The 18353-nt window shown below is 60.8% G+C and carries 16 protein-coding genes; 9 read left to right on the forward strand and 7 right to left on the reverse strand.

The features are described from left to right. Positions 1–7: 7 nt before the first annotated feature. From lysA to FQ182_RS01775, 5 genes are read left to right on the forward strand one after another with little or no spacing between them, the layout of a single operon-like run. A complete protein-coding gene (gene lysA, locus FQ182_RS01755; protein ID WP_149412346.1) occupies positions 8–1255 on the forward strand; it encodes a diaminopimelate decarboxylase in 1248 nt (415 codons plus the stop codon). Positions 1256–1259: 4 nt separating this feature from the next. Further along, the gene (dapF, locus tag FQ182_RS01760) at positions 1260–2090 is read left to right on the forward strand and encodes a diaminopimelate epimerase (RefSeq protein ID WP_149412347.1); all 831 of its coding nucleotides are present in this window, start codon (positions 1260–1262) and stop codon (positions 2088–2090) included. A 13-nt stretch (positions 2091–2103) separates the two neighbouring features. Beyond that, a complete protein-coding gene (locus FQ182_RS01765) occupies positions 2104–2829 on the forward strand; it encodes a DUF484 family protein (protein WP_149412348.1) in 726 nt (241 codons plus the stop codon). A gap of 2 nt (positions 2830–2831) precedes the next feature. Then, a complete protein-coding gene (xerC, locus tag FQ182_RS01770; RefSeq protein WP_149493971.1) occupies positions 2832–3731 on the forward strand; it encodes a tyrosine recombinase XerC in 900 nt (299 codons plus the stop codon). Beyond that, positions 3728–4426: an HAD family hydrolase gene (locus tag FQ182_RS01775; protein WP_149412590.1), complete on the forward strand. Its 699-nt coding sequence runs from the start codon at positions 3728–3730 to the stop codon at positions 4424–4426. The genes xerC and FQ182_RS01775 overlap by 4 nt, the downstream gene beginning before the upstream one ends. Positions 4427–4509: 83 nt before the next feature. Here the strand turns inward: FQ182_RS01775 and sutA are convergent, their stop codons facing one another. The 4 genes from sutA to glnK all read right to left on the reverse strand — a co-directional run bounded on the left by sutA (position 4510) and on the right by glnK (position 7284). Further along, entirely contained in the window at positions 4510–4833 is a 324-nt protein-coding gene (gene sutA, locus FQ182_RS01780) for a transcriptional regulator SutA (RefSeq protein WP_133100794.1), read from the reverse strand. Between the two features lie 103 nt (positions 4834–4936). Further along, the gene (locus tag FQ182_RS01785; RefSeq protein WP_149412589.1) at positions 4937–5362 is read right to left on the reverse strand and encodes a secondary thiamine-phosphate synthase enzyme YjbQ; all 426 of its coding nucleotides are present in this window, start codon (positions 5360–5362) and stop codon (positions 4937–4939) included. A gap of 211 nt (positions 5363–5573) precedes the next feature. Beyond that, positions 5574–6911, reverse strand: coding sequence for an ammonium transporter (locus FQ182_RS01790; protein ID WP_133100793.1), 1338 nt, complete (start codon positions 6909–6911; stop codon positions 5574–5576). 34 nt (positions 6912–6945) lie between these two features. Then, positions 6946–7284 (reverse strand): P-II family nitrogen regulator, encoded by a 339-nt coding sequence (glnK, locus tag FQ182_RS01795; RefSeq protein ID WP_002555808.1) that lies wholly within the window; start codon positions 7282–7284, stop codon positions 6946–6948. 421 nt (positions 7285–7705) lie between these two features. Here glnK and FQ182_RS01800 point away from each other — a divergent pair, with 421 nt between their 5' ends. Together FQ182_RS01800 and FQ182_RS01805 are read left to right on the forward strand one after the other, a co-directional pair. After that, a complete protein-coding gene (locus FQ182_RS01800) occupies positions 7706–7966 on the forward strand; it encodes an accessory factor UbiK family protein (RefSeq protein WP_133100792.1) in 261 nt (86 codons plus the stop codon). Between the two features lie 211 nt (positions 7967–8177). Then, positions 8178–9674 (forward strand): YifB family Mg chelatase-like AAA ATPase, encoded by a 1497-nt coding sequence (locus FQ182_RS01805; RefSeq protein ID WP_149412588.1) that lies wholly within the window; start codon positions 8178–8180, stop codon positions 9672–9674. Between the two features lie 22 nt (positions 9675–9696). On the opposite strand, the gene FQ182_RS01810 is transcribed toward FQ182_RS01805, so the two are convergent. Both FQ182_RS01810 and FQ182_RS01815 read right to left on the reverse strand, forming a co-directional pair. Next, positions 9697–11673 (reverse strand): methyl-accepting chemotaxis protein, encoded by a 1977-nt coding sequence (locus FQ182_RS01810; RefSeq protein ID WP_149412587.1) that lies wholly within the window; start codon positions 11671–11673, stop codon positions 9697–9699. A gap of 190 nt (positions 11674–11863) precedes the next feature. After that, positions 11864–12784: a LysR substrate-binding domain-containing protein gene (locus FQ182_RS01815; protein ID WP_149412586.1), complete on the reverse strand. Its 921-nt coding sequence runs from the start codon at positions 12782–12784 to the stop codon at positions 11864–11866. Between the two features lie 151 nt (positions 12785–12935). Between FQ182_RS01815 and FQ182_RS01820 the strand changes: the two genes are divergently transcribed. After that, the gene (locus FQ182_RS01820) at positions 12936–14348 is read left to right on the forward strand and encodes a NorM family multidrug efflux MATE transporter (protein ID WP_149412598.1); all 1413 of its coding nucleotides are present in this window, start codon (positions 12936–12938) and stop codon (positions 14346–14348) included. Here the strand turns inward: FQ182_RS01820 and FQ182_RS01825 are convergent. Continuing rightward, the gene (locus FQ182_RS01825; protein WP_149412585.1) at positions 14345–16018 is read right to left on the reverse strand and encodes a bifunctional diguanylate cyclase/phosphodiesterase; all 1674 of its coding nucleotides are present in this window, start codon (positions 16016–16018) and stop codon (positions 14345–14347) included. The genes FQ182_RS01820 and FQ182_RS01825 overlap by 4 nt on opposite strands. Before the next feature lie 268 nt (positions 16019–16286). Between FQ182_RS01825 and rep the strand changes: the two genes are divergently transcribed. Beyond that, positions 16287–18296 (forward strand): DNA helicase Rep, encoded by a 2010-nt coding sequence (rep, locus tag FQ182_RS01830; protein ID WP_149412584.1) that lies wholly within the window; start codon positions 16287–16289, stop codon positions 18294–18296. The last annotated feature ends 57 nt before the right edge of the window (positions 18297–18353 follow it).

Consider the following 18353-nt stretch of genomic DNA (forward strand, 5'->3'; position numbering starts at 1 on the left):
GAACACCATGGACGCTTTTAACTACCGGGACGGCGAGCTGTTCGCGGAAGGCGTGGCGCTGTCTGCAATTGCCGAGCGCTTTGGCACTCCGACCTACGTTTATTCTCGTGCCCACATCGAAGCACAATACCGTACCTTCGCCGATGCGCTGGACGGTACGCCACACCTGGTGTGCTACGCGGTCAAGGCCAACTCCAACCTGGCCGTGCTCAATGTCCTGGCGCGCCTGGGCGCCGGTTTTGACATCGTGTCCCGAGGCGAGCTGGAGCGCGTGCTGGCGGCTGGCGGCAAGGCTGACAAGATCGTGTTCTCTGGCGTCGGCAAGTCACGTGAAGACATGCGCCGCGCCCTGGAAGTGGGCGTGCATTGCTTCAACGTCGAATCCACCGACGAGCTGGAGCGCCTGCAAGTAGTTGCCGCCGAGATGAACGTTCGCGCGCCTATTTCACTGCGGGTCAACCCGGATGTTGATGCAGGTACTCACCCGTACATTTCTACCGGCCTTAAAGAAAACAAGTTCGGCATCGCCATTGCTGACGCCGAGGATGTGTACATCCGCGCCGCCCAACTGCCGAACCTGGAAATACTCGGTGTCGACTGCCACATTGGCTCGCAACTGACCAGCCTGCCTCCCTTCCTCGATGCCCTCGACCGCCTGCTGGCACTGATCGACCGCCTCGGCGAGTGCGGCATTTACCTGCACCACATCGACCTCGGTGGCGGTGTCGGCGTGCGTTATCGCGATGAAGAGCCGCCGCTGGTGGCCGACTACATCAGGGCCGTGCGTGAGCGCACCGAAGGCCGCGACCTGACACTGATGTTCGAGCCGGGCCGTTATATCGTCGCCAATGCCGGCGTACTGCTGACCCAGATCGAGTACCTCAAGCACACCGAACACAAGGACTTCGCCATCGTCGATGCGGCGATGAACGACCTGATCCGCCCCGCGCTGTACCAGGCCTGGATGAATGTCACTGCGGTTCGCCCACGCGATGGTGCAGGCCGCACCTATGACATCGTCGGCCCGATCTGCGAAACCGGCGACTTCCTGGCCAAGGGACGTCAGTTGGCCCTGGAAGAAGGCGATTTGCTGGCCGTGCATTCGGCCGGTGCCTACGGATTTGTCATGAGCTCCAACTACAACACCCGCGGGCGTACAGCCGAAGTGTTGGTGGACGGTGATCACGCGTTTGAAGTGCGCCGCCGCGAGACAGTAGCCGAGTTGTTTGCTGGCGAAAGCCTGCTGCCGGAGTAAGGCCATGCTGCTGCGTTTTACCAAGATGCACGGCCTGGGCAATGACTTCATGGTCCTCGACCTGGTCAGCCAGCACGCGCACATCCTGCCCAAGCATGCCAAGCAATGGGGCGACCGGCACACCGGTGTCGGCTTCGACCAGTTGCTGCTCGTCGAGGCGCCGAGTAATCCGGACGTGGATTTCCGTTACCGGATCTTCAACTCCGACGGTTGCGAAGTAGAACAGTGTGGCAACGGCGCACGTTGTTTCGCCCGTTTTGTCCTGGACAAGCGCCTGACCGCCAAGCGGCAGATTCGCGTCGAGACTAAAAGCGGCATTATCGAGCTGGATATTCGCAGCGACGGCCAGATCAGCGTCGACATGGGCGCGCCTCGGCTGGTTCCGGCGGATATTCCGTTCCAGGCTGCCGAACAGGCCCTGAGCTATTGCGTCGATGTCGACGGCGAGAGCGTAGAACTGGCCGCCGTGTCCATGGGCAACCCCCATGCGGTACTGCGGGTCAACGACATCAACAGCGCGCCTGTCCATGAGCTGGGGCCGAAGATAGAACATCACCCGCGCTTTCCGGCACGGGTAAACGTCGGTTTCCTGCAGGTCATCGACCGCTCCCGCGCGCAATTACGCGTCTGGGAGCGAGGTGCCGGGGAAACCCAGGCCTGCGGCACCGGTGCTTGCGCCGCTGCCGTGGCCGCGATCAGCCAGGGGTGGATGGATTCGCCACTATTGATCGACCTGCCCGGCGGACGCCTGTCCATCGAATGGGCAGGCCCAGGCCAGCCGGTGAAGATGACCGGTCCGGCCATGCGTGTATACGAAGGACAAGTCCGTCTATGAGTGAGCCAATCCAATGACCGATAAGCCCCAGGTACCCGTTCAAGAGTCCGAACCAACCCCTGATGAAAGTCTGGAGGCAGCGGCCGTCGCCGCTTACCTGGAGGCTAACCCGGACTTCTTCGTCGAGCATGAAGAGCTGCTGCCGGCCCTGCGCATTCCCCACCAACGCGGCGATACCGTGTCGCTGGTGGAGCGGCAGATGAAGATCCTGCGCGAGCGCAATATCGAAATGCGCCATCGGCTCTCGCAACTGATGGACGTGGCCCGCGACAACGACCGCCTGTTCGACAAGACCCGTCGGCTGGTCCTGACCCTGATGGACGCCGCCAGCCTGGAAGACGCGGTCATTGCCGTCGAAGACAGCCTGCGCCAGGACTTCCAGGTACCTTTTGTCAGCCTGATCCTGTTCAGCGACAACCCGATGCCGGTGGGCCGCTGGGTCAGCGGCAGCGATGCGCAAACCGCCATTGGTGGCCTGCTGTCGGAAGGTAAAACCATCAGTGGCACTCTGCGCGAGCATGAGCTGGACTTCCTGTTTGGTGAAGAACAGCGCAAGCAGATCGGTTCCACGGCCGTGGTCGCCCTCAGCCATCAAGGCCTGCACGGTGTACTGGCCATCGCCAGCCGTGACCCACAGCACTACAAGAGTTCGGTGGGTACGCTGTTCTTGAGCTACATCGCCGAAGTGTTGGGCCGCGTCCTGCCGCGCTTCACCACCGCCCTGCGCGCGGTGCGCTAGCCATGGAACGACAACTGGACGCCTACTGCGCTCATCTGCGCAGCGAGCGCCAGGTGTCTCCCCATACGCTTGAAGCCTACCGACGGGACCTGAACAAGGTCCTGGCATTCTGCGAGAAACAACAGATCAGCAGTTGGAAGGTCCTGGACATCCAGAGCTTGCGTAGCCTGATCGCCCGCCTCCACCAGCAAGGCCAATCCTCTCGTAGCCTGGCGCGCTTGCTGTCGGCGGTGCGTGGCCTTTATCACTACCTGAACCGCGAAGGCCTCTGCGACCACGACCCGGCCAACGGTCTCGCGCCGCCTAAGGGCGAACGGCGCCTGCCCAAGACCCTCGATGCCGACCGTACCTTGCAACTGCTCGATGGCGCGGTAGAGGATGACTTCCTCGCCCGTCGCGACCAGGCGATCCTTGAGCTGTTCTACTCCTCGGGCCTGCGCCTGTCGGAGTTGACCGGCCTCAACCTCGATCAGTTGGACCTCGCGGATGGCTTGGTACAAGTGCTCGGCAAGGGCAGCAAGACCCGCGTGCTGCCGGTCGGCAAGAAAGCCCGGGAAGCTTTGCAACTGTGGTTGGGGCTGCGAGCCCTGAGCAATCCGGCGGATGATGCGGTGTTTGTCAGCCAGCAAGGGCGGCGCCTCGGGCCACGGGCGATCCAGTTGCGGGTCAAGGCCGCCGGCGAGCGCGAGCTGGGGCAAAACCTGCACCCGCACATGCTCCGGCACTCGTTTGCCAGCCATATGCTGGAGTCTTCACAAGACTTGCGCGCGGTGCAGGAACTGCTCGGCCACTCCGACATCAAGACCACCCAGATCTACACCCACCTGGACTTCCAGCACCTGGCGACGGTGTACGACAGCGCCCATCCACGGGCCAAACGCATTAAAGGCGGCGACTCATGAGCATCAAGCTGATCACCTTCGACCTGGACGACACGCTCTGGGATAACGTGCCCGTCATCATCAGCGCCGAGGCGTCGATGCGCGAATGGCTCGCCACTCATGCGTCATTGGTGGGCGAATTGCCCCTGGAAAAGTTCGCCGGCCTGCGCCAACAGGTGCTGCAGCGCTATCCCGAGCTGAAATACCGTATCAGTGTGTTGCGTCACCGTGTCCTGCTGCATGCCTTTGAAGAGGCAGGTTATCCACAGCCTGAGGCGACGGAATTGGCGGATGCGTGTTTCGAAGCGTTCATCCACGCCCGGCACCAACTCACGATATTCCCCGAAGCAGAGCCCATGCTGCAGGCCCTGGGCCGCCAGTACATGCTGGGAGTGATCACCAACGGCAACGCCGATGTGCAACGCGTCGGTCTGGCGGATTACTTTAAGTTTGCCCTGCGTGCCGAGGATATCGGCATCGCCAAGCCGGACGCACGGCTGTTTCAGGAGGCGTTACAGCGCGGTGGTGTAGATGCGAGCGCCGCCGTACATATTGGTGACCACCCCGGCGATGACATTGCCGGCGCCCAGCAGGCGGGGCTTCGCGCTATCTGGTTCAACCCAGCGGGTAAAGCCTGGGAAGCCGAGCAATTGCCAGATGCAGAGATTCGCAGCCTGACTGAACTGCCCGATTTGCTCGCCCGCTGGAACGCATAACTTGCGTGATGAAAGGCTCTTTGTGTCAGCCATGAAAAAGCCCGCAGCGACGGCGGGCTTTTTCAGCAAGCAAGTAACTGACCTTAGATAGGCCGGCTGCCGTACTTGTTATCAGGCTTCTTCGGTGGATCAGCCACCACGTTGGCCTCGACTTCCTGCACTTTGCCGCCTTTGGCGAGGAATTCATCCATCGCTCGGGCCAGCGCATCGCGCTCTTTGTTCTTGGCTTCAACGCTTGGCAGCTCGTCAACCGAAACAGCAGCCTTGGCCTTGCCCTTGGCAGCCGGGGCCGGTGCGTCTTCGCCGCCGTCGTCGTCAGCAACGTCTGACGCAGCCGCTTCCAGACCTTCTTCGGCTTCGTCGTCACCTACTTCGAGGTCGTCGTTTTCCAGATCATCGTCGCTCATGTTCTACCTCATGACTTGCGAAAAGCAGATTAGTTATAGCCCAGCTTCGCCGTCTGTCGACGGTGGCTGGAAAAAAATCAACATCCGCCGGATAACCAGCGGCTTATGCCCCATCACCGTGCAAGGTGGCGAGGACTTTACGAGCACCACCATGATCGCGGTGCTCGCCCAGATAAACACCTTGCCAGGTCCCCATCGCCAAGTGGCCGGCCTTGACCGGCAAACTCAACTGACAGCCCAGCGGTCTGCCCTTGAAGTACGTCGGCAGATCATCCGGGCCTTCGTCGTCATGTTCATACACCGCTCTACCTTGTGGTACCAGCGTGTTGAAAAAACGTTCGAAGTCACGGCGAACCGCCGGGTCGGCATTCTCGTTGACGGTCAACGAGGCCGAGGTGTGCTGCAGCCACAAATGTAACAAGCCCACCCGACTGGCCTTCAATTCAGGCAAACCAACGAGCAACTCGTCCGTCACCAAATGAAAGCCCCGGGGCTTGGCCCGCAGGATAATCAGGGTCTGTAGCCACATACAGTTCTGCGCACATCGGCGCGCATTCTAGCGCGCTCAGGGAAAAAACAAAGTGCCGAATACGCCTACATGCATGTAAGACATTCGCACAGTAAAAAGCACCCTGTGGATCCAATCACAAAGTCAGCACAAAAATGCTCACAACCCTTTACCGCAGACAAACCCCAGACAAAAAAATGCCCGGCAAGCCGGGCATCTTTTTTAAGCGTACTTACAAGTTGTAGCCACGTTCGTTGTGTTCCGCCAGATCGAGGCCGACCGCCTCTTCCTCTTCGGTAACCCGCAGGCCCATGACCTTGTCCAGCACCTTGAGGATGACGAAGGTCACGATACCGGTGTAGATCACCGTGAAACCGACACCCTTGGCCTGAATCCAGACCTGTGCCGCAACATCAGTCACAGTGCCGAAGCCGCCCAGGGCCGGGGCTGCGAACACACCGGTGAGGATCGCACCGACGATACCGCCGATCCCGTGAACACCGAAGGCGTCCAGGGAGTCGTCGTAGCCCAGCTTGCGCTTGAGGCTGGTAGCGCAGAGGAAGCAGATCACACCGGCAACCAGACCAATCACCAGGGCGCCCATCGGGCCCACGGTGCCAGCGGCTGGCGTAATGGCGACCAAACCGGCAACCACACCCGAAGCAATACCCAGGGCACTTGGCTTGCCGTGGGTGATCCACTCGGCGAACATCCAGCCCAGCGCCGCAGCAGCGGTAGCGATCTGGGTCACCAGCATCGCCATGCCGGCAGTGCCGTTGGCAGCAGCAGCGGAACCTGCGTTGAAGCCGAACCAGCCAATCCACAGCATCGCCGCGCCGATCAGGGTGTAACCCAGATTGTGCGGAGCCATCGGCGTGGTCGGGTAGCCTTTACGCTTGCCGAGCACGATGCACGCGACCAGGCCAGCAACACCGGCGTTGATGTGTACCACGGTGCCGCCAGCGAAGTCCAGTACGCCCCAATCCCACAACAGGCCACCGTTGCCGCTCCAGACCATGTGCGCAATCGGCGCATAGACCAGGGTGAACCAGATGGCCATGAAGATCAGCATCGCGGAGAACTTCATGCGCTCAGCGAACGCACCGACGATCAGTGCCGGAGTGATGATGGCGAAGGTCATCTGGAAGGTGATGAACACCGCCTCAGGGAACAGCGCCGCAGGCCCGGTGATGCTGGCCGGAGTGACACCCGCCAGGAACGCCTTGCCCATGCCGCCGAAGAACGAGTTGAAGTTGACGACGCCCTGCTCCATCCCGGTAGTGTCGAACGCAATGCTGTAGCCGTAGACGACCCACAGAATGCTGATCATGCCGGTAATGGCGAAGCACTGCATCATCACGGAAAGAATGTTTTTGGAGCGGACCATACCGCCGTAGAACAGCGCCAGACCGGGGATGGTCATGAACAGCACCAATGCGGTAGCGGTCAGCATCCAGGCGGTGTCGCCGGAGTTGAGGACTGGAGCCGCCACTTCGTCTGCCGCCATAGCCAGGCTGGGCATTACGATGGACAACAGGGCTCCTAGCCCTGCGAATTTACGCAGAGTCATATTGTTTTCTCCTGGGGCGTTGGGGTTTGGCGGCTTAGATTGCGTCGGTATCGGTTTCGCCGGTACGGATGCGAATAGCCTGTTCCAGATTGACCACGAAGATTTTGCCGTCACCGATCTTGCCGGTGTTGGCGGCCTTGGTTATCGCCTCGATAACCCGATCAAGATCCTTGTCGTCAATGGCGACATCAATCTTCACCTTCGGTAGGAAATCGACCACGTATTCCGCGCCGCGATACAGCTCCGTGTGACCCTTCTGCCGACCGAAGCCTTTGACCTCAGTAACGGTAATGCCCTGCACGCCGATCTCGGACAACGACTCGCGTACATCGTCCAACTTGAACGGCTTGATGATGGCAGTGACTAGCTTCATGAAAACTCTCTCCCGAATTGGTGGACTTGCCCCAGGAAAACAAACCCGTCTCAAGTCTAAGCGCAGTGCCTGGCTTTGTAACGCTTCGTCGCCCTGACAAGTGCCATTGCGACGCGAGCTAACCACTGGTGACGAAACCTGTACCCCGCTCCGTCGGCGCACTGCATTCGTCACAGCGACTGCATCAGTGCATGGGTCATGATGGTCTAAGCAGAAACCTTGCCAGCTCCGTAAAAATCACTGAAATCAATCCTTTGCTCACTCGTGCCCACTTGCGGGGGCCTACGGCGGCGTGGATACGCACGAAAACAGTGCGCAGCTGCCCGACCCCACGCACGAAAAGCGTGCGCCGCGCCGCGAGGAAAAGACTGTAGACGCTGCGTGATACACTGCCTGCCAACAGTTTTCCGGAATGTTTCCCATGCTCGCTCCCAAAGACCTCCTCGACGCCCTGAGCGGCCACGCCTCCCGCCTGTTCAGCGGCGAAACCCCGCTGCCTCGCAACGAAATCGAAAGCCAATTCAAGGCTTTGTTGCAGAGTGGCTTCAGCAAGCTGGACCTGGTCAGCCGGGAAGAGTTTGATAGCCAGATGGTCGTATTGGCCCGCACTCGGGCACGGCTGGAAAGCCTTGAAGCCAAGGTTGCAGAGCTGGAAGCGCGGTTGAATCCACCCACCGAATAACGCCTGCCCTTGTAGGAGCGAGCTTGCTCGCGAAGAGCCCGAGAGCGCCGCGTTCATTCAGAATGCCCGCGTTATCGTTGACTATTTTCGCGAGCAAGCTCGCTCCTACAGTTTGGTCACGCTCTGTAAAACCTCCCCGCCTCACTCTTCCCCACCTCGTCTACTCTTGGAAAACCCGCAGGAAGCGGCCATCCCATTTCAAGGAACGAGCATGTCCCTCGCCATCGTCCACAGCCGCGCCCAGATTGGCGTCGAAGCCCCCGCCGTCACCGTCGAGGTGCATATGGCCAATGGTTTGCCGTCGCTTACGCTAGTGGGTTTGCCGGAAACGGCGGTCAAGGAAAGCAAGGACCGAGTGCGCAGCGCCATTCTCAACTCTGCCCTGCAATATCCCGCCCGCCGTATCACCCTCAACCTCGCGCCCGCCGACCTGCCCAAGGACGGCGGACGTTTTGATTTGGCGATTGCCCTGGGGATTCTCGCCGCCAGCGTGCAGGTGCCAGCGCTGATGCTCGATGACGTGGAGTGCCTCGGCGAACTGGCGCTGTCCGGCGAAGTACGCGCGGTAAAGGGTGTGTTGCCAGCGGCGCTCGCAGCACGCAAGGCCGGGCGCACCTTGATAGTGCCTCGGGCCAATGCCGAAGAGGCGTGCCTTGCCTCCGGCTTGAAGGTGATTGCGGTAGATCACCTGCTGCAAGTGGTGGCGCACCTGAATGGGCATGTGCCGATTGATCCCTTCGCTTCCAGTGGCCTGATGTACCTGAACAAGCCCTACCCCGACCTGAGTGAAGTCCAGGGCCAGTTGGCGGCCAAACGAGCGTTATTGATTGCCGCGGCAGGCGCCCATAATCTGCTGTTCAGCGGGCCGCCAGGCACCGGCAAAACCTTGCTCGCCAGTCGCCTGCCAGGATTGCTGCCTCCCTTGAGCGAGCAGGAAGCGCTGGAGGTGGCGGCGATTCAGTCAGTGGTCAGCCTGGCACCGCTGAGCCATTGGCCGCACCGACCATTTCGCCAGCCCCACCATTCGGCTTCAGGGCCAGCACTGGTAGGCGGCGGCTCAAAACCGCAGCCTGGAGAAATCACTCTCGCCCATCACGGCGTGCTGTTTCTCGACGAGTTGCCGGAGTTTGATCGCAAGGTGCTGGAGGTACTGCGCGAGCCACTGGAGTCGGGCCATATCGTCATCTCCCGCGCCCGCGACCGGGTGAGTTTCCCGGCGCGCTTTCAGCTAGTGGCCGCGATGAACCCATGCCCATGTGGCTATCTGGGTGAGCCAAGCGGGCGCTGTCGTTGTTCGCCGGAAAAAATCCAGCGCTATCGCAACAAACTCTCCGGGCCGTTGCTGGACCGCATTGACCTGCACGTGACCGTTGCGCGGGAAAGCACCGCGCTGAACCCGGCCACACAAGCCGGAGACGACACGGCCAGCGCTTCGGTACGTGTCGCCGAGGCCCGCGACCGCCAGCAGCAGCGCCAGGGTTGTGCCAACGCCTTTCTCGACTTGCCGGGGCTACGAGAGCATTGCGCGCTGGCGAAAGTCGATGAAGGCTGGCTGGAGACCGCCTGCGAGCGGCTGACTTTGTCGCTGCGGGCGGCGCATCGATTGTTGAAGGTCGCCCGCACCTTGGCGGATCTGGAGCAGATGGAAGCGATCGGCCGCCACCATTTGGCAGAAGCGTTGCAGTATCGGCCAGCAGCGATCAGCTAATCCCTCGCCACAGTTTTGATGCTCACCTGAATCGGTCAACCTCATGGCGCAAACCCGCCGCCAACGTCTCCAGTTCCTTGGCGGTAATCGCCAGGTTCGACACCACTTCCCGCTGCTCACTGTTGGCCAGGGCGATGCTTTGCAAGTTACTGCTGAGCAATGTGGCAGTGCTGCTCTGTTCCTGGGTTGCGGTAGTGATCGCGGCAAATTGCTGGCCGGCCGAGCGGCTTTGTTCGTCGATCCGCGCCAGAGCCAAAGCCACATCGGCATTGCGTGACAGGCCTTCCTGCATCAACACGTTGCCTTGCTCCATGGTGCTGATGGCGTTGCCGGTTTCCTGCTGGATACTCTGGATCATCCCGGAAATCTCGTCGGTGGCCTGACGGGTGCGCGACGCCAGGTTGCGCACTTCATCGGCCACCACCGCAAAGCCACGACCCTGCTCGCCGGCCCGGGCTGCTTCGATGGCGGCGTTGAGGGCCAGCAGGTTGGTCTGTTCGGCAATCGAGGTGATCACCCCAACAATTCCGCCGATTTCCTGGGAGCGCTGCCCCAAGGTGTTGATCACCGTCGCCGTGCTGTTCAGTGCGGTGGCGATATGTTCCAGGGACGACGACGCCTCTTGCATCGAGGTACGGCCGATCCGTGTTTGCTGGGCGTTTTCCTGGGCCAGGCGTTCGGTACTGCCCATATTGTCGGCGATGTTCAGCGACGTGGCGCTGAATTCTTCCACTGCGCCGGCCATGCTGGTGATCTCGCCGGACTGCTGCTCCATGCCTTCATAGGCACCACCGGACAGACCGGACAGCGCCTGAGCGCGGCTGTTGACCTCTTCGGCAGCCTTGCGGATATGGGACACCATGTTCGACAGCGCTTCGCCCATCTGATTGAAGCTGCGGGCCAACTGACCGATTTCGTCGTGGCTGGAGACATTCAAGCGCGCACTCAAATCCCCGGCACCCAAGGCTTCGGCCTGGCGCACCAGGTCCCCAAGCGGCGCCAATTTGCTGCGCAGCAGCCAGACCGTCGCGCCCACCGCCAGCAACATCGCCAGCACGCTGCCGATCACCAGGCGAATGCCCACCGACCAGGTCACTGCGCGAATTTCGGCTTTCGGCATGCTCGCCACCACCGACCACGGGCCACCGTCGAACGGCACCGAAACGCTGTAGAAGTCTTCGTTCTTGTCGCTCCAGAAATGGCCCTTACCCGGTTTCTTGGCCAGATCGAGCATCACCGGAACCGCTTGATCCAATGCTTGCACGCCGGCCGGCGGCACCAACCAACGCTGCTGTTCGTCCAGCAACGCCAGGGAGCCGGTCTGGCCAATACGGAAACGCTTGAGGTTGTCGAATTGGGTGTTCTGCGCATCGGTGTAGTCGAAACCGATAAACAATACGGCGATGACCTTACCGGCCGTATCACGCACTGGACTGTATTGAGTCATGTAGGAGCGTTCGAACAACACCGCTCGGCCGATGTAACTCTGCCCGGCCAGCAGGCGCGAATAGGCCGGGCCCTGGCGATCCAGCACCGTACCGATGGCGCGATTGCCATCCTGCTTGGTCAGGGAAGTACTGACCCGGATGAAGTCATCGCCGCTGCGCACAAACACCGTGGCCACGCCGCCGGACATCTGCTTGAACTCGTCGACTTCGTCGAAGTTGTTGTTGAGCATCTCAGTACCGAGGTACAGGCTCGGCGTCTGCACGCCGGCCACTGTCACCAGCTGGTCTGCACGCACACTCAAGCCGGCGCCGAAGCGTTTTTCGAACAGCCCGCTCAAACGCTGGGTGCTCTCGCGCAAGGTGCCGTGGAAGGTATTGAGCTGGTCAGCGAGCAACCGCGCCTCGCTGGCCAGGTGTTCTTCCCGGGTATCGAGGTTGGCGGAGTCCAGGGAACGCAGGGCAAAGACAGTACTGCCGCTGATGACGACAGCCAATATCACCGCTAAGGCAAACCCCAGCTGGGAGGCAATCCGGGCGCGTGGTTGAGACATGACAGCTCCTGGCCGAGGCCCGGATCATCCTGATCTCATAGCGCAGCTCGGCAAATTTTCTAATAGGGGGGGCACGCTGAGCCGCTAAAAAATGACGGCTCCGTCACACCTACTTCGGCGGGGCTGATCAATACTTGAGTGATTCACAGAGGCGCCACTCAAACGCATTGCTTTGGGACACTACACCGAGTCAGTCGAGCCGTTCGACCTGAGGCAACTCCATCGCCCTGACCTCGCCCTGAAGGAAGTCCGAGAGCCTGCGCAAGCGCTCACCACCGGGACGGGTTTTCGGCCAAACCAGGTAGTAATTTTCCCCACTGGCCACAGCGGTCGGCCACGGCAGGCTCAACCGGCCTTGGGCCACGTCTTCGGCCACCATCAGCAAATCGCCCATCGACACCCCATAACCTCGGGCCGCGGCGATCATGCCCAGTTCCAGGGTATCGAACACTTGCCCACCCTTGAGCGATACCTGGGACGACAGCCCCATACGCGCCAACCAGTTGCGCCAATCCCGACGGTCTGGCGTCGGGTGCAGCAGTTCGGCAGTGGCCAGGCGCGCAGCGTCCCAGGACCCGTCGCTGAGCAGGTTGGGCGCACCCACCGGGATCAGCAGTTCGGGAAACAGGTAACAGGCCTCCCAGTCTGGTGGAAAGTGGCCATTGCTCAGCAGTACAGCGCAGTCGAAGGGCTCCTGATTGAAGTCCACTTCATCGATGCTCATCCAGGCGCTGGTCAATTGCACTTCATTGCCTGGCTGCAAATGCCGGAAACGACTGAGCCGCGCCAGCAACCAGCGCATGGTCAGGGTGGACGGTGCCTTCATGCGCAGGATGTCATCTTCGGCGTTCAGGGTATGACAGGCGCGCTCCAGGGCGGCAAAGCCCTCGCGCACACCGGGCAGCAGCAATCGCGCCGCTTCGGTGAGCTGCAAGGTGCGACCGCTACGCTGGAACAGGCGGCAGGCGAAATGCTCTTCCAGGGTGCGAATGTGCCTGCTAACCGCACTTTGGGTAATGGACAACTCCTCTGCCGCACGGGTGAAGGAGTTGTATCGCGACGCGGCTTCAAATGCCCGCAAGGCATAAAGCGGAGGAAGACGACGAGACATAGGGACAGCTCCGACAGCGCAATCTCGAAACCCTACCAGAATCGCTCAGGCATGAGTTTTAATCATGCAAACCATCGCATTTATCCCTTTGTGCAAAGTGCTGAGAGCGCCGAGAATCAACCCTCCCCCCTACTCCGACTTTTTGAGCGTGATGATCATGCAGCATCCGGCACGTACCGAACTCTGGGCCATTCTGCGGCTGGCAGGGCCGTTGATTGCCTCACAGTTGGCGCACATGCTGATGGTGCTGACTGACACCCTGATGATGGCTCGACTGAGCCCCGAAGCCCTGGCTGGCGGTGGCTTGGGCGCGGCGAGCTATTCGTTTGTATCGATCTTCTGCATCGGCGTGATCGCCGCCGTCGGCACGCTGGTCGCCATCCGCCAGGGCGCGGGCGACATTGAAGGCGCCACCCGGCTGACCCAGGCCGGGCTCTGGCTGGCGTGGCTGATGGCGCTGGTGGCCGGCTTGCTGCTGTGGAACCTCAAGCCGGTGCTGCTGATGTTCGGCCAGACGCAAACCAACGTGCACTCGGCCGGGCAGTTCCTGATGATTCTGCCGTTCGCCCTGCCCGGCTACCTGACCTTCATGGCCCTGCGCGGCTTTACCAGTGCCATCGGCAAGGCGACGCCAGTCATGGTGATCAGCCTGGGCGGTACGGTGATCAACTATCTGCTCAACCATGCCTTGATCGAAGGCATGTTCGGCCTGCCTAAGCTGGGCCTGGTGGGCATTGGCCTGGTGACCGCCGTAGTCGCCAACTGCATGGCCCTGGCACTGATTTGGTACATCAAAATCAACCGAGCCTACGATGCTTATCCGCTGTGGGAGGGCCTGTTGCGTCCCAACCTTCAGTACCTGCGAGAACTGTGGCGCCTGGGCCTGCCAATTGGTGGCACCTATGCGGTGGAAGTCGGCTTGTTTGCATTCGCAGCGCTGTGCATGGGCACCATGGGCAGCACGCAATTGGCGGCGCACCAGATCGCCCTGCAAATCGTCTCGGTGGCGTTCATGGTCCCGGCGGGGTTGTCCTACGCGATCACCATGCGCATCGGCCAGCACTATGGCGCCGGGCAATTGCTGGATGCACGTCTGGCCGGGAGGGTCGGGATTGTCTTCGGAGCGGTGGCGATGCTCGGGTTTGCGGTGATGTTCTGGCTGCTGTCGAACCAGTTGATCGGCCTGTTCCTCGACCACAATGACCCGGCGTTTCGCGATGTCATCAGCCTGGCGGTCAGCCTGTTGGCTGTCGCTGCCTGGTTTGAGCTGTTCGATGGCGTACAGACCATCGCCATGGGCTGTATTCGCGGGCTCAAGGACGCCAAGACCACGTTCCTGGTGGGGCTGGGTTGCTACTGGCTTATCGGCGCACCAGCCGCCTGGTTGATGGCCTTCACGCTCGGCTGGGGGCCGACCGGCGTCTGGTGGGGCTTGGCTCTCGGCCTGGCGTGCGCAGCGGTAAGCCTGACGTGGGCGTTTGAAGCGAAGATGAAGCGGATGATTCGCCGGGAAGGAGCGGTGCATGAAGCTCACAATGAATTTCAGGCAGCGCAGCCGGACTAGATCACGTCTCCCAACAATGCCTGCTGACTGCTGCCAAACGTCAGATATTCCACCAACTGCGCCAGCGGCAACGGCTTGCTGATCAGATAGCCCTGGGCTTGATCACAGCCAAACAACCTCAACAACGCCAACTGCTCGGGCGTTTCCACACCTTCAGCGACCACTTCCAGGTTGAGGTTGTGGGCCAGGTTGATCATGGCGTGGACCAGCTTGCGGTTTTCTTCGCGCTCTTCCATGCCGCCTACAAAGCTCTTGTCGATTTTCAGCAAGGTAATCGGCAGGCTGTTGAGGTGCACGAACGATGAGAACCCGGTGCCAAAGTCATCCAGGGAAAAACGCACCCCCAGGCGGCCGAGAGCGTCCATGGTCTGCTTGACCAGATCGCTGCGACGCATCACGGCGGTTTCCGTCAGTTCGAATTCCAGCCACTGCGCGTCCACCCCCCGCTCGGCAATCAGCCGGCTAAGGGTCGACAACAATTGGCTGTCCTGGAACTGACGGAACGACAGGTTGACCGCCATGTGCAGCGGCGCAATCCCGCGTTCGCGCAGATCCTGCATGTCACGCAAGGCCCGGGAAATCACCCAGTAACCCAGCGGCACAATCAAGCCACTCTGCTCGGCCAGGGGCACGAACTCACTGGGCGGCAACAGGCCGCGCTCGCCATGGCGCCAGCGCACCAAGGCCTCCAGGCCGACGATATGCCCGTCGTCCAGGTCCAACCGTGGCTGGTAATGCAACTCCAGCTCATCACGGCGCAGCGCCCGGCGCAGTTCGCTTTCCAGGTCGGCGAGGCTGCGGGCGTTGCGGTTGATGCGCTCGTTGAAAATATGGAAGGTGCAGCCCTGGGTGCTTTTGGCTTGTTGCATGGCGATATGGGCATGCCACATCAGCGGGTCGGCGCCAGCCTTAGCGCGAGCGTGGGCTACCCCCAGGCTGCAACCGATCAGCAGGCTTTCGCCATCCACCCAATAGGGTTCGGCCATGGCTTCGGTGATGCGCTCGGCCATCCACTCGGCGCGTTGGGGCGCCCGGCGAGTGTCGATCAGCAGGGCGAATTCGTCACTGCCCAGGCGCGCCAGTTGATCCCCGGCCTCCAGCTGGCTCTTGAGCCGCGAGACCACTTGCAGAATCAGGCGGTCGCCGGCCTGGTGGCCGAGGGCGTCGTTGGCGTGACGAAAGTTGTCCAGGTCCAGGTGCCCGAGGGCCAGGCCACGTCCTTCGTTTTCAGCCAGGCGTGCGGTCAGCAGGGTCTGGAAGCCCTGGCGATTGGCGATGCCGGTCAGCGGGTCCTGTTCGGCCAGGCGCTGCAAGGTGTTTTCCAGCAAGCCGCGCTCGCGGACATGGCGCAGGCACCGGCGCAATGTATCGATATCCAATGCCATGCGGACCAACCAGTCGCTGACGCCCAACGGCGCTACCAGCGGCTCCTGTTCCAACAACAACACGCAGGGCAGGCTGCAACGGCCGGGCCCGGGTTGAAGGCTGGGAGTGGTCAACAACACCGCCGTGCGGTCGTCATCGAACAGACTGCTCACAGACTCCCAATTTGGCGCGCTGATCAGCACAGCCCCATCGCCCATCGGCGCCAGGCACTCGCGCAACAACGCTGCCCACGCTGGCTCATCGGCCAGTAGCAGCAAACGCAAGGGTTCGACAGGCGTAGACAAGCTAGCTCCCTAGACTCTGCAAAATTTCGTTGGCGGCGGGCATTATGACGTGCCGCCTGATAATGACCAATGATATTGGTTATCAAATACAGTGCAGTGCGGCTCTAGATCAAACAATAGACTCTAATACCCCGCACATCCTGCGGCAAAGTAACAAAACCGGCAAATTTAGATCGAGTGGTACGTCACACTGTCGTTCAGAGGCAGCAGAATCTCGCCAGCCTGTTAAAATACCTGCCCTTTTGATCAATGACTCCCTGAACTCTGTATGTCCCGACTCAATCCCCGGCAGCAAGAAGCCGTGAACTACGTCGGCGGCCCTCTATTGGTGCTCGCCGGCGCGGGCTCCGGCAAGACCAGCGTGATCACCCGCAAGATCGCGCACCTGATCCAGAACTGCGGCATCCGCGCCCAGTACATCGTCGCCATGACCTTTACCAACAAGGCGGCGCGAGAAATGAAAGAGCGTGTCGGCACCCTGCTCAAGGGTGGCGAAGGCCGCGGCCTCACTGTGTGTACCTTCCACAACCTGGGGCTGAACATCATCCGCAAGGAGCATCTGCGGCTGGGCTACAAGCCGGGCTTCTCGATCTTCGACGAGACCGACGTCAAAGCCCTGATGACCGACATCATGCAGAAGGAATACGCGGGCGACGACGGCGTCGACGAGATCAAGAACATGATCGGCTCGTGGAAAAACGACCTGATCCTGCCGCCCGAAGCCCTTGAAAACGCACGCAACCCCAAGGAACAGACCGCTGCCATCGTCTACACCCACTACCAGCGCACGCTCAAGGCGTTCAACGCAGTGGACTTCGACGACCTGATCCTGAAGCCGGTGAAACTGTTCCAGGAACACGCTGACATTCTCGAAAAATGGCAGAACAAAGTCCGTTACCTGCTGGTGGATGAATATCAGGACACCAACGCCAGCCAGTACCTGCTGGTGAAGCTGCTGATCGGCATCCGCAACCAATTCACCGTGGTGGGCGACGATGACCAGTCGATCTACGCCTGGCGCGGCGCACGCCCGGAAAACCTGATGCTGCTCAAGGACGACTATCCGTCCCTTAAAGTGGTGATGCTGGAGCAGAACTACCGTTCCACCAGCCGCATCCTGCGCTGCGCCAACGTGCTGATCTCCAACAACCCCCACGAGTTTGAAAAACAACTGTGGAGCGAGATGGGCCACGGCGACGAAATCCGCGTGATCCGCTGCCGCAACGAAGACGCCGAAGCCGAGCGCGTGGCCGTTGAATTGCTGACCTTGCACCTGCGCACCGACCGGCCGTACAGCGACTTTGCCATCCTGTATCGCGGCAACTACCAGGCCAAGCTGATCGAGCTGAAGCTGCAGCACCACCAGATCCCTTATCGCCTGTCCGGCGGCAACAGCTTTTTCGGACGCCAGGAAGTCAAAGACCTGATGGCCTACTTCCGGCTGATCGTAAACCCGGATGACGACAACGCCTTCCTGCGGGTGATCAACGTCCCACGCCGGGAAATCGGCGCGACCACCCTGGAAAAGCTCGGCAACTACGCCACCGAACGCAAGATATCGATGTACGCCGCCACCGACGAAATCGGTCTGGGCGAGCATCTGGACACCCGTTTCACCGATCGCCTGTCGCGCTTCAAGCGCTTTATGGACAAGGTCCGTGAGCAGTGTTCCGGCGAAGACCCGATCAGCGCCCTGCGCAGTATGGTCATGGACATCGACTATGAGAACTGGCTGCGCACCAACAGCTCCAGCGACAAGGCCGCGGACTACCGTATGGGCAACGTCTGGTTTTTGATTGAAGCGCTGAAAAACACCCTGGAAAAAGACGAAGACGGCGAAATGACCGTCGAGGACGCCATCGGCAAGCTGGTCCTGCGAGACATGCTCGAACGTCAGCAGGAAGAGGAAGACGGCGCCGAAGGCGTGCAGATGATGACCTTGCATGCGTCCAAGGGACTGGAATTCCCCTACGTGTTCATCATGGGCATGGAAGAGGAGATCCTCCCCCACCGCTCCAGCATCGAAGCCGACACTATCGAAGAAGAACGGCGCCTGGCCTACGTGGGTATTACCCGCGCCCGTCAGACCCTAGCCTTTACCTTTGCCGCCAAGCGCAAGCAGTACGGCGAAATTATCGATTGCGCCCCTAGCCGCTTCCTTGATGAGCTGCCTCCGGACGATCTGGCCTGGGAAGGCAACGACGACACACCGACCGAAGTCAAAGCCGTTCGCGGCAACACCGCTCTGGCGGATATACGCGCAATGTTAAAGCGCTAGAATTGACTACTTTTTAATCTACTTTCGGCGTACAAGACGCCAGTTGAGGAAGCTTTC

The organism is Pseudomonas sp. ANT_H4 (genome assembly GCF_008369295.1).
GTDB lineage: Bacteria > Pseudomonadota > Gammaproteobacteria > Pseudomonadales > Pseudomonadaceae > Aquipseudomonas.

Coding starts and splice junctions, on each gene's coding strand:
- FQ182_RS01815 (WP_149412586.1), bottom strand. CDS start 12,784: ATGTCTCGTCGTCTTCCTCCGCTTTATGCCTTGCGGGCATTTGAAGCC.
- lysA (WP_149412346.1), top strand. CDS start 8: ATGGACGCTTTTAACTACCGGGACGGCGAGCTGTTCGCGGAAGGCGTG.
- FQ182_RS01775 (WP_149412590.1), top strand. CDS start 3,728: ATGAGCATCAAGCTGATCACCTTCGACCTGGACGACACGCTCTGGGAT.
- FQ182_RS01820 (WP_149412598.1), top strand. CDS start 12,936: ATGATCATGCAGCATCCGGCACGTACCGAACTCTGGGCCATTCTGCGG.
- FQ182_RS01785 (WP_149412589.1), bottom strand. CDS start 5,362: ATGTGGCTACAGACCCTGATTATCCTGCGGGCCAAGCCCCGGGGCTTT.
- FQ182_RS01790 (WP_133100793.1), bottom strand. CDS start 6,911: ATGACTCTGCGTAAATTCGCAGGGCTAGGAGCCCTGTTGTCCATCGTA.
- FQ182_RS01805 (WP_149412588.1), top strand. CDS start 8,178: ATGTCCCTCGCCATCGTCCACAGCCGCGCCCAGATTGGCGTCGAAGCC.
- sutA (WP_133100794.1), bottom strand. CDS start 4,833: ATGAGCGACGATGATCTGGAAAACGACGACCTCGAAGTAGGTGACGAC.
- rep (WP_149412584.1), top strand. CDS start 16,287: ATGTCCCGACTCAATCCCCGGCAGCAAGAAGCCGTGAACTACGTCGGC.
- xerC (WP_149493971.1), top strand. CDS start 2,832: ATGGAACGACAACTGGACGCCTACTGCGCTCATCTGCGCAGCGAGCGC.
- FQ182_RS01810 (WP_149412587.1), bottom strand. CDS start 11,673: ATGTCTCAACCACGCGCCCGGATTGCCTCCCAGCTGGGGTTTGCCTTA.
- glnK (WP_002555808.1), bottom strand. CDS start 7,284: ATGAAGCTAGTCACTGCCATCATCAAGCCGTTCAAGTTGGACGATGTA.
- FQ182_RS01765 (WP_149412348.1), top strand. CDS start 2,104: ATGACCGATAAGCCCCAGGTACCCGTTCAAGAGTCCGAACCAACCCCT.
- FQ182_RS01800 (WP_133100792.1), top strand. CDS start 7,706: ATGCTCGCTCCCAAAGACCTCCTCGACGCCCTGAGCGGCCACGCCTCC.
- dapF (WP_149412347.1), top strand. CDS start 1,260: ATGCTGCTGCGTTTTACCAAGATGCACGGCCTGGGCAATGACTTCATG.